Origin of the sequence: Mycobacterium sp. SMC-13 (assembly GCF_045311035.1) — a bacterium.
GTDB lineage: Bacteria > Actinomycetota > Actinomycetes > Mycobacteriales > Mycobacteriaceae > Mycobacterium.
This window is the reverse complement of sequence record NZ_JBJIAI010000005.1, coordinates 70,221-82,463: the sequence shown is the minus strand read 5'-3', so window position 1 is coordinate 82,463 and position 12,243 is coordinate 70,221. Positions and strand designations below refer to the sequence as shown.

At 70.2% G+C, this 12,243-nt stretch carries 1 protein-coding gene (cut by a window edge); it reads right to left on the bottom strand.

Translation table 11 applies throughout. The features are described 5' to 3' along the window. On the bottom strand, positions 1-12,243 hold the 5' end (the start) of the coding sequence (locus tag ACJH6I_RS09510; RefSeq protein WP_406784010.1) for a non-ribosomal peptide synthase/polyketide synthase. 18,702 nt of this gene lie to the left of the window's left edge; 12,243 of the gene's 30,945 nt are visible here — the first part of the coding sequence; its start codon is at positions 12,241-12,243; the stop codon falls past the left edge of the window.

Below are 12,243 nucleotides of genomic sequence, written 5' to 3'. Positions count from 1 at the left end.
GCCGGCATCGACGACGTCCCAGCCGAGTTCCATCTGGTCGGCGGGCACGACCACCTGCCGGGGCGTGCCACCGGTCGCCGTGAACACCGTGCGCAGGCTCTCGTGCCGGCCGACCACGTCGGCCAGCGCTGCCCGCAACGCGTCGGCATCGAGCCGGCCCTGCAACCGCAGCATCACCGGCATGTTGTAAAGCGCTGACGCACCCTGCAATTGGTCGACGAACCACAACCGGTTCTGGGCGAAGGACAGCGGGATGGTGTCGGGTCGCTCGACAGGCACCAGCGGCGCGCGCCGCGTCGCCCCGTCGCCGATCCGCGCGGCGAGCTGAGCCACCGTGGGTGCCTCGAAGACCGTGCGCACCGGCAGCTCGACATCGAGCGCCGCGTTGATGCCGGCGATCAACCGCATGGTGGACAACGAATCTCCGCCGAGGTCGAAGAACGAATCGTCGACGCCGACCCGCTCGACACCGAGAAGTTCGGCGTAGATGGCCGTCAGGGTTTCCTCGACCGGTCCCGAGGGCGCCCGGTACCGCCCGGCGTCCTGGTAGTCCGGCGCCGGCAGTGCCCGCGCGTCCAGCTTGCCGTTGACGGTGACCGGAAGTGCCGGCACCGCAATGACGGCGGCCGGGACCATGTAGCCCGGCAGCCGGTGCGCCAGTGCGGTGCGCGCCTCGGCCGGGTCCGCCGGGCCGACGATGTAGCCGACCAGGCGCTTGTCGCCGGGACGGTCCTCGCGCGCGATCACGGCCGCGTGTTCCACGCCTGGCAGCTCGGCCAACGCCGAACGGACATCACCCAATTCGATGCGGTAGCCGCGCACCTTGACCTGCTCGTCGGCGCGCCCGAAGTAGTCGAGCTGCCCGTCGGGGCGCCACGACACCAGGTCGCCGGTGCGGTACATGCGCGTGCCCGGTTCGCCGAACGGGCAGGCCATGAAACGCGTTGCCGTCAGGCCGGACCGGCGCCAGTAGCCGATACCGACGCCGCGGCCCGCGAGGTACAGCTCACCGACGACGCCCGGCGGCACGGGGCGCAGCGACTCGTCGAGGACGAAGAATGCCGCGCCCGCCGTGGGCGAACCGATCGGCGGCGCCCCGGAGCCCGCGGTCAGCGGCAGGCTCTTGCACAGCCACATGGTCGTCTCGGTCGGACCGTAGACGTTGACCATGGTCCGGCCGGGTGCCCAGCGGTCGACCATCTCGGGCGGGCAGGCCTCGGCGCCGATGACCAGGTCGGCCGCATCCAGCCCGTCGGTGGACAACACCGCTGCCGCCGAAGGGGTTTGGGTGAGGACGGTGACGCGCTCGCGCACCAGCAGGTCGTGGAAGTCATCGGCGGACCGGGCCACCGCGTCGGGGACCACCACCAGCCGCCCGCCGTGCAGCAGCGCGCCCCAGATCTCCCACACCGAGAAGTCGAACGCGTAGGAATGGAACTGCGTCCACACCTGTGCATTTCCCGTCGCTTCGCTCGCCCCGGCTGCCGGCGACAACTCGATGCCGATCTCCAGGCCCTGGAACAACTGGACGACGTTGTATTGCGTGACCGCAACGCCTTTGGGCGTCCCGGTGGTGCCCGAGGTGTAGATCAGGTGAGCCACATCGTCGGGCGCGGGGCCCGGCGGCGGGGTGCTGCGCTGCGTCGCCACCCGCGGATCGGCCACGTCGATCACCGTGACGCCGGATCCGTCGAATCGGTCGGCGAGCTCGGCGGTGGTGACAACCGCGATCGGTGCGGCGTCACCGAGCATGAACTCGATGCGCGATGCCGGCAGCGCCGGGTCGAACGGCAGGTATGCCGCGCCGGACTTCTGCACCGCGAGGATCGCCACGATCGCTTCGGCCGAGCGCGGGAACAGCAGGGCGACAATCTGTCCCGGCCCAGCGCCCTGCGCGGTCAGCAGGTTCGCCAGCCGGTTCGACGCCGCGTCGAGTTCCCGGTAGGTCAGGGACCGGTCGCCACACACCACCGCGACCGCATCGGGAGTGCGGGCGGCCTGGGCGGCGAACACCTCCGGCACCGTCGTCACCACTGCCGGCTGTCCCAGCACGGCGCGGTTGCCCCAGCGGTCCAGCCGGGCCTGCTCGACGTCGTCGAGCAGGTTCACCGACGACAGCCGCTGCTCCGGATCGGCGCTGAACGCCGACACCATTCGCTCGAATCGGCCGACCAGCGCCTGGATGCTCTCCGCATCGAAGATGTCCGTGCGGAACTCCACCATCACGTCGAGTCCGTCGGGTTCGCCGTCACCGTCCCAGCGCTCGCCCAGGGAGAACGCCAGATCCATCCGGGCGGTCTGGGTATCGACCGTCAGCGGCGTCACCTGCAGGTCGCCGAGGGCCAGCCCGGCCGCATCGCCGGCCTGCCAGGAGAAGTTCTGCCAGCCCAGCAGCACCTGGACCACCGGGTGGTGGGTGAGGCTGCGGGTGGGATTCAGCCGCTCGACGAGCATCTCGAACGGCACGTCCTGGTGCTCGTATGCCGCCAGGCTCCGTCGGCGGACCTGCGCGAGGAGGTCGACGAACGTGGGGTCGCCGCCCGGGAACTCGCCCAGGTCGACGCGCAGCACCAGGGTGTTGACGAAGAAGCCCACCAGATCGTCGAGCGCGGCATCGCGCCGGCCCGCGATCGGAAAGCCCACCGCCACATCGGAAGTCGAGCTGATTCGTGCCAGCAGTGCCGCGAACGCCGCCTGGATCACCATGAAGCTGGTCGCGTTGTGCTCCCGGGCGACGCGGCGGATCTGCTGCTGCAGCGCTACCGGCCACTGCACGGTGACCCGGGCGCCGTGGTGGTCGGCCGTCGGCGGATAGGGGCGGTCGGTGGGCAGGTCGAGACGCTCCGGCAGGCCGGCCAGGGTGTCCTGCCAGAAGTCGAGCTGGGCGGCGATGGGACCGTCGGCATCGTCGAGTTCGCCGAATTGTGCACGCTGCCACAGCGTGTAGTCGACGTACTGCACCGGCAGCGGCGACCAGTCGGGAGCCCGTCCCGCGCACCGGCTGGCATAGGCCAGTCCGAGATCGCGCACCAGCGGCGTGACCGACGAGCCGTCGGCCGCGATGTGGTGCACCACGACGACCAGGATGTGATTGTCGTCGGTGATGCGGAAGAGCTTGGCGTGGAACGGGATCTGCGCCGACAGGTCGAAGGTGTGCCGGGCTGCCGCGCCCACCGCGTCGTCGACCCGATGTGCCGGCCAGCCGCCGGCGTCGATGGTCTCCCACCCGATGTCGGCCTGGTCCGCGGGGATGATCACCTGCTGGGGTGCGCCCTCCGGCGCCACGAACAACGTCCGCAGGCTTTCATGGCGGGCCACCACGTCGGCCAACGCGCGGCCGAGTGCGTCGGTGTCGAGGCGGCCGCGCAGCCGCAGCGCCACGGCCAGGTTGTAGATGGCCGACGGTCCCTGCAACTGGTCGAAGAACCACAAGCGGTTCTGCGCGAACGACAGCGGAAGTACCTCGGGCCGGTCGCCGGCTTCCAGCGGAGCCAGGCGCGTGGCGTCGCCACCGATGCGCGGGGCCAGCTGCGCCACGGTGGGTGCCTCGAACAGGGCGCGCACCGAAAGGTCCACGGCCAGGCTCGAATTGACCGCGCCGATCAGCCGCATCGCGGACAGCGAGTCGCCGCCCAGGTCGAAGAACGAATCGTCCACCCCGACGCGCTGCACACCCAGCACCTGGGCGTAGATGTCCGCGAGGATCTCTTCCACCACACCGGCCGGGGCCCGGTAGCCGTCGGTGTCGGTGTACTCGGGCGCCGGCAGCGCCTTGCGGTCGAGCTTGCCCGATGTGGTCAACGGCATCTCGTCGAGCACCACGATGTGCTGCGGCACCATGTAATCGGGCAGCCACGCGCTCAGGCGGTTCCGGACGGCGCCGATCTTCGTGCTGCTGTGCGGTTCGTTGGCGTGCACGCCGGTGTGCGCGAGCGGCCGGTACAGGTCGGTCAGTGGGCTGTCACCCGGACTGACGAAGACGGCGTCGACGCTGCCCGGTGCGGCACCCCACGTGACGGCGACCTGATATCCCGCCTGTTCGCCGACGCGGTGCAGTTCTTCCGTTGTGGTCTCGGGGATTTCGGTGTCCGCGGGGATTCCGGCGAGCTCCTGTTCCAGCCGGACGTCGATGCGCACGCCCGCGCGGGGGATGTCGGTGATGCGGATGGCCTCGGGCCGCACGTCGGCCAACCGGTGCTGCAGTCCGGCCAGGTCGGCGCAGTCGTCCCACGTCCAGGTCGGGATGTCGGCCACCGACCGGCCGGCCGCGGGCGCCTTGTGGATGGTGACGTCGTACCGGTAGCGGTTGAGTTCGTTGTCCGCGGTACCGCGCTTGATCCGAATAGCCAGTCCGACAGCGGATTCCCGCCGCGCGGCCCAGGTCGTGAAGTACTCGGGCGCCAGGAGCAGCTCGGCCTCACCGAGCACGGCATGCTCGACACGCTGCCGGAGCACCGCCGCATCGGTGCCGGCGTTCTCGCTGCGGGCCAGCACGATGGCCGTCTGGAAAGTGTGCTGCAGACTGTGATTACGGATGTCGCCGAGGAACAGGGTGCCCCCGGGCGCCAGCAGCTCGACGGCCTTGTCGATGACCTCGGTCAGGTATGCCGCATTGGGGAAGTACTGGACCACCGAGTTCACGATGATGGTGTCGAAATGGCCGCGGGGCAGCCCATCGGTGACGTGCGCCGGTCGTGCCATGAACTCGACGCGGTCACGCCACGGAATCTCCAACTCGCGCAACGACCGCGCCAGCTTGTCCACCGCCGCCGACGACACGTCGGTCGCGACGTACTGCTCGCAGTGCGGTGCGATCTGGGACAGGATCAGGCCGGAGCCGGCACCGATCTCCAGCACGCGCCGCGGCCGCAGCTCCATGATCCGGTCGATCGTGGCGGCCCGCCACTGCTCCATCTCGGCCAGCGGAATCGGCTCGCCGGTGTAGCTGCTGTTCCAGCCCCGGAAGTCCGAACCGAACTCGGGCGCTTCACCTTCCGCATCGTCCGCGGCGTACAGCTCGTCGTAGATGTCCTGCCACTCCCCGACGATCTCCGCGTCGTGTTCGGTGTCGCGGGTGCCGTCGGTGGCATGTTCGAACGTGATGTAGCCGACGAGTTGGGCGCCACCGGTGCCGTGGTGCACGGTGGCGGCCGCCTGGCTGACCTGCGGGCAGGCCAGCAGCGCACTCTCGATCTCACCGAGTTCGATGCGCTGGCCGCGCAGCTTGATCTGGGTGTCGGCCCGGCCCAGGTAGTCCAGCGTGCCGTCGGCGTTCCAGCGCGCCAGGTCACCGGTCCGGTACATCCGGCTGCCGGAATCATCTTGTCCACCATGCGGATTGGCGACGAACCGCTCGGCGGTCAGCGTCGGACGGCCCACATAGCCGAGCGCGACGGCGGGGCCGGCCAGGTACAGCTCACCCGTCACGCCCGGCGGTACGGGGTTGAGCTGCGCGTCGAGCACCAGGGTCCGGGTACCCGCGATGGGCGTCCCGATGTTCACCGGCCGCCCCGGCATCAGCGGCGTACCGGTGGCCCAGATGGTGGATTCGCTGGGTCCGTACGCGTTGAACATGCGGCGCCCGGGTGCCCACGCCTGCACCAGTTCTTCGGGGCAGGCCTCACCACCGGTGATCAGTGTGGTCAGTCCGTCGAGCCGCGCCCGATCCAGCGATGCCACCACCGTCGGGGTCAGCAGCGTCGCGCTGACCCGGTGCTGTTGCATCAGGTCGACGAGCGCCTCACCGGCGTACACGTCCCGCGGCGCCACCACCAACGCGGCGGCCGCGCCGGTCGCCATCAGCATCTCGAACAGCGACGCGTCGAAGGTCGGGGCGGCGACCATCAGCACGCGCGCGTCGGCCATCAAGCGGTACGAGTCGTGTTGTGCCGCAGCGGCACCCAGCAGACCGGCATGGCTGACCGCGACACCCTTGGGCTCGCCCGTCGAGCCCGACGTGAAGATGACGTAGGCGGTGTTGTCGACCGTCAGCGGCGCCGCGCGCTCGGCGTCGGTGATCGGTCCGGCGCTGTGGCCCGACAAGTCGGTATCCGCCCGGAGTACCGGACGTGATCCCGCGCCACCGATCTGGTCGGCGTCCCTGGTGAGTACGCACGTGGCGGCAACCGAATCCAGCACCGTGGCAATGCGTTCGACGGGATGGGTGCGGTCCACCGGCACGTACACGCCGCCGGCCTTGAGCACCGCCCACCATGCCACCACCAGTTCGGCGCACCGGTCCATCGCGACACCCACGGCGCGTTCGGGACCGACGCCGCCCGCGATCAGCAGGCGCGCCAATCGATTCGACGCTTCGTCGAGCTCGCGATACGTCAGACTGCGGGCTCCGTCGATGACGGCGACGGCATCCGGATCGGCCGCGACGGCCGCGGCCAACAGCTCGGGCCCGAGGCCGATCGGTGCCCGTACGCCGGCACCCGACCAGCGCCGCAACTCGTCCTGCTCGGCCGCGTCGAGGAGGTTGATGGACAACAGCTTTCGCGCCGGGTCCGCGGTCATCGCCACCAGCAGCCGGCTGAGCCTGCCGATCAGCGCATCGATACCGGCGGCGGTGAACACCTCGGTGTCGTATTCGATGTGCAGCCCGAGTTCATCGCCCGGGAACGCCTCGACGGTCAGCGGGTAGTGGTTGAACTCGCGGTTCGCGAAGGACGAGATCGTGAGCTCGGCACCATCTTCACCGCCGACAGACATGCCGGCCTCGACCGGGTAGTTCTCGTACACGAACAGCGTGTCGAACAGCTGGTCGTGGCCGGCGACGCGGTGAATCTCGCCCAGCGCCAGGTGCTGGTGGTCGAGGGTGTCGTTGTGCGCGGTCTGCAGCTGGTCGAGCAGGCCGGTGACGGTGGTGCCCGCGGTTAGGTTGGCGCGCACCGGCACAGTGTTGATCAGCAGGCCCACCATCGATTCGGTGTCGCCCACATCGAGCTGGCCGAGCCGCGACCGCGCGGTTCCGAACGCCACGTCGTGCTTGCCGGTCAAGGACGTCAGCAGCACGGCCCACGCACCTTGCAGCACGGTGCTGACGGTGGTCTGGCAGGAGCGCGCCAGCTCGCCGAGGGCGCGCGTGGTCTCCGCCGGAACCTGGAACGACGCAAAGCCGCGCTGGCCGCGACCCAGGCGGTCCTGAAGCCGGTCCTGCGGGCCCACCAGCGTCGGTGTCTCGAAGCCCGCGAGCACCGCACCCCACGCCGCGCGCGCCGCATCGAGATCGCGGTCGGCGAGCCAGGTGATGAACTTCCGGTACGACGCCGCGGGCGGCAACCGGTGCCCGGCGTAACCGGCGAAGATTTCCCGCAACAGGATCGGCAGCGACCAGCCGTCGAGCACGATGTGGTGATTGGTCAGCACGAACCGGTGCCGGTCCGGAGCGATGCGGATCAGCAGCGCCCGGAACGGCGGCTCACCGGCGAGGTCGCCGACCGCGATACGTTCGGCGGCGCACAGCCGCTGAATCTCGTCTTCGTCGAGCACGCCCGTCGCGCCGAAATCGACGAATCGCCAGGCGATTTCGGGCTCGGCCAGGATCACCTGCACCGGATCGTCGAACTGCTGGCAGAAGGTGGCCGCCAGGTGGGGATGCCGGTTGACGGTGCGTTGCACGGCGTCGCGGAGCCGCTGCGGGTCCAGCGCGCCGGTCAGTGTGAAGTCCAGCTGCACCGAGTACATCTCGGCCGCGACGTCGGCCCGCTCGTGCGCGGTGCTGCTGTGGAACAGCAGACCCTGCTGCAACGGCGTCAGCGGCAGGATGTCGGCGACCCGGTATTGCTGCTGCAGCTGGTCGATCTGCTGCTGCCCCAGGTGCGCCGGCGCGATGTCCGACGGCGTCAGGCCGCCGCCACCCGCCCGGACGTGTGCGCAGATGCCGGCCAGCGCCTCGAACCACAACCGGCTCAACCGGTTCAGCTGAGCGTCGTCGAGAACCGAGGTCGCCCAGGTCCAGTCGGCCTGCAGTTGCGGTCCGGCGTCGGTGTCGACGGTGCCGGCGTTGAGTTCCACGGTGTGGAACAGCGGTAGCGGGGCTGCGGCGCCGGCCGGGGACAGCTCTTCGCGGCCCAGCCGCCACAGCTCCTCGACGCCGGCGATCTGCGGAAAGCCCAGGCGGCCAAGATAGTTGAACCCGAGGCTCGGCTCCGCGCCGTCGAGATCGACATCGTCGTTCAGGTACCGCAGCAGGCCGTAGGTCAGGCCCGCGGGCTGCGCGCGCAACTGTTCCTTGGCCGCCTTGACGGCGGCGCCGAGCGCCTCATCGCCCGAGGCGATCTGCGACCAGGTCAGCTCCCCCAGCGCCAGTGACACCGGGTATTTGGCGGTGAACCAGCCGACGGTGCGCGAGAGATCGACGCCGTCGGCGATGTCTTCGTCGCGCCCGTGGCTTTCGACGTCGATGCCGACGGGAACGCCGCCGGTGCCCAGGAATTCCGCGACCGCAAGGGCGAACCCGATCAGCAGGATGTCCTGCACGCCGGCGTGAAATGCCGCCGGTACCTCGCCGAGGAGTGCCCGGGTGTGCTCGGCGTCGAGCGTCGCGGACAGCCGGCCCGCGGTGACGTAGGTGTCCACGGCGGGGTCCGCGGCCGGCAGCGCCGCCGGTACCGCGGCCACCTGTCGCCAGGCCGCCGCCTGCGCCCGCACCTCCGGATCGTGCGCGTACTCGGTGAGCAGCGTGGCCCACCGCTGGAACGAGGTGCCCGTCGTCGTCAGCTCCACCGGCTGGCCGCCGCGATGCTGCGCCCACGCAATGTTCAGGTCTTCCAACAGAATTCGCCATGACACGCCGTCGACCGCGAGGTGATGGACGATCAGGACCAGCTGCCGGCTGGGGGCGACCCACACGGTGCTGACCACCGCCGCGGCGCTCGGGTCGAGCCGCCGCCGCGCCGCGGCCACCGCGGCCTCTGACAGCTCGTCGACCTCCACGATGCAGTCGCGGGCGTCGACGGATGCGGCCTCGGGTACCGACAGGGCCCCGTCGGTGCCGACCCGCAGCCGCAGCATGGCGTGCCGGTTCATCAAGGCCTGCAACAACATCACCGCGTCGGCGCCGGTGGCGCCGGGCGGCGCCTGCAACACGAGGGTCTGGTTGAACTCGCCAGCACCGGCCGGCGCGTCCAGACTCGAGAACCACCGGATGATCGGCGTGGCCGGCACCGCTCCGATGCCCTCGTCGACGACGTCGTCCACATCGTCGGTCACGGTCACCGTCTGTGCCAGGCGCGCCACCGTCTGTTCGACGAACACGTCACGCGGGCGGCACGCCAGGCCGGCGGCGCGGGCGCGCGCCGCCACCTGCATCGCGAGGATGCTGTCGCCGCCCAGTTCGAAGAACGAGTCGTCGACGCTGACGGCCGCCGGCTCCAGTCCCAGGATTTCGGCATAGATGGCGGCCAGGATCTCTTCGACCGGGCTGTCCGGCGCGCGGTAGTCGTCGCCCGTGTACTCCGGGGCGGGCAGGGCGCGGGTATCGAGCTTGCCGCTCGTGGTGAGCGGTAGTTCGGCCAGCGCCACCACCGCGGCGGGAACCAGGTATGCCGGCAGGCGCTCGGCGAGGGCGGCCCGCACCTCGACCGGGTCGACGGCGCCGGTGACGTAGCCGACGAGGCGCTTGTCGCCGGGGCGGTCTTCCCGGACGATCACGGCTGCCTGCACGACGCCGTCGAGTGCGGCCAAAGCTGTTTGGACTTCGCCCAATTCGATGCGGTAGCCGCGGATCTTGACCTGAGCGTCGGCGCGTCCCACGTACCGCAGCTGGCCGTCGTCGCCCCAGTACACCAGGTCTCCGGTGCGGTACATCCGCTCGCCCGGCTTGCCGAACGGGCATGGCACGAAACGTGATCCGGTCAATGCGGTCCGGTGCAGATAGCCGACGCCCACACCGGCACCGGCGACATACAGTTCGCCGACGACGCCGGGCTGCACCGGCCGCATCCAGCCGTCCAGCACGAACAGTGCCGTGCCACTCGGCGGCGCACCGATGGGTGCCGCGCCGCCACCTGCCGCCAGCGGTGCACTGATCGCCGCATAGATCGTCGTCTCGGTCGGGCCGTAGCCGTTGACCATCGTGCGGCCCGGTGCCCATTGCTCGACCACCTCGGCCGGGCACGCCTCGCCGCCCATCACCAGCGCGCACGACTCCAGGCCCGCCATGTCCAACATGCCGATGGCAGAAGGGGTTTGCGTGAGAACGGTGACTTCTTCGGCGATCAGGAAGTCATGGAACTCGGCGGGATCAGCGGACACCGACTCGGGTACCACCACCAGGCGGCCACCGCGCAGCAGCGCGGAGAAGATCTCCCACACCGAGAAATCGAAGGCGTACGAATGCCAGTGCGACCACGCCTGCTCGGACGGCAGGCCGGCATCCTGCGCGGCGATCAGCTGCGTCAGGTTCTGATGGGCAATCGCAACACCTTTCGGTGTCCCGGTCGTGCCCGAGGTGTAGATGACGTAGGCGATGTCGTCGGGCTCGGGTCCGGCCGCGGCGGGCCAGTCGTCGGGCCCGTCGAACGGCTCCCGCACATCGATGACGACGCCGTCGAAACCGTCGAAGCGGTCGGCCAGGGCCGCCGTGGTGACGGCCGCGAACGGTGCGGAGTCGCCCAGCATGAAGGCGATTCGCGAGTCCGGCAGTGCCGGGTCGATCGGCAGGTAGGCCGCGCCGGACTTGAGCACGCCCAGGATCGTCACGATGGCCTCGGACGAACGCGGCAGCATCACCGCGACGCGGCGCCCCGGGCCCGCACCGCGGTCGGCGAGCAGTTGCGCCACCCGGTTCGACGCGCGGTCCAGCTCGCGGTAGGTGAGCGGCCGACCGTCACCACTGAGCGCCACCGCCTCCGGCACGCGGGCCACCTGTTCGGCGAACAACGCCGGGATGGACAGCGGCGAGGCCGTTTCGGCGGCCAGCGTCGCCCAGTTGCCGAGTTCCGCCAGCCGGTTCTCAGCCGGCGCGCCGAGCACCGGCAACGCCGACAGGCGTTGTGCCGGATCGGCCGTCATCGCGGTCAGCACACGGTCCAGCTGGTCCGCCAGTTCCGCGACGTCGAGCTGACGGGTACCGAACGTCGTGACGGACAGCTCCTCGCCGGTACCCGAGAACGCCAGCCCGGAGCCCCGACCGAGACCGGAGATCAGTTGCGCGGCCGCGGTGGCCTCGCCCAGCGGCACGGTGAACCCCGACGGCAGAAAGTCCACCACGATCCGGTCGGCGCCCGACCCGTACCTCTTGCGTTCCAGTGCCTGGACCGGGAATCGCTGATGGTGCACCGCTTCTCGGGTACGGCTGTGCACATGCGCGCAGAATTCGGCGACCGTGGCGTCAGGGGAAACCTGCAGCACCAGTGGCACCACCCCGGCGACCATGCCGGGCAGCGTCTTCGAGACCTGCAGCACGCGCCGGGTCACCGGCAGGTCGAGTACCACCTCGTGCCCCTCGGCGGCCCGGCCCCGCAGCACCAGGGCACACGCGGCGATGAGCACCGTGGACCGGCGCACATCCCAGGCCTCACACAGTCGTTCGACCTGCGCCAGCAGCGCGGGGGCGAGCTGGATCGGGTCCGACGAGCCGTCCTCGGCGGCCGCGGCGTCATCGGGCGACAGCTCGCGCGTCGGCTCTGCCGGCAGGTTCGCCAGCCAGTACGCCTCGTCCTCGGCGTAGTCCGCGGAGGCTTCGTACGCCTCTTCGGATTCCAGCAGATCCCGCAGCGAACTGAAGTAGGACGGCTGAATCGCTTTGCCCGCAACGGATTCCGAGTAGACCGCGGCGATGCGCTGCAGGACCAGGGCCAGGCCGATGCCGTCGGCGACGATGTGGTGGCAGCACGCGAAGAAGTAGGACTCGTCGGCGCCGGCCCGGAAGTAGGCGAAGCGCAGCAGTGGGCCGTCGAGCGGCATGGGGGTGCGCTGCAGCGCCGAGGCGGTCGCGCGCGCCGCGGCCATCGGCTGGTCGGCATTCGTCAGATCGTGAAGGGCGACCTCGATATCGGCGACGTCGAGCAACCGCTGCCGCACCTGGCCGTCGGACTCGGCGAACGTCGCCCGCACCGGCTCGGCCTCGCCGACGACGTGGCGGATCGAGCGCTCGAAGACATCGAAGTCGACCGGCCCGTCAATCTTCACGAAGATGCCGAGCTGCCACTCCGCAGCCGATTGACCCGTTTCCTGCGCGAGCCAGATGTCCAACTGCCCACGCGTGACAGGCAACGACGAATCGCCGAGATCCAT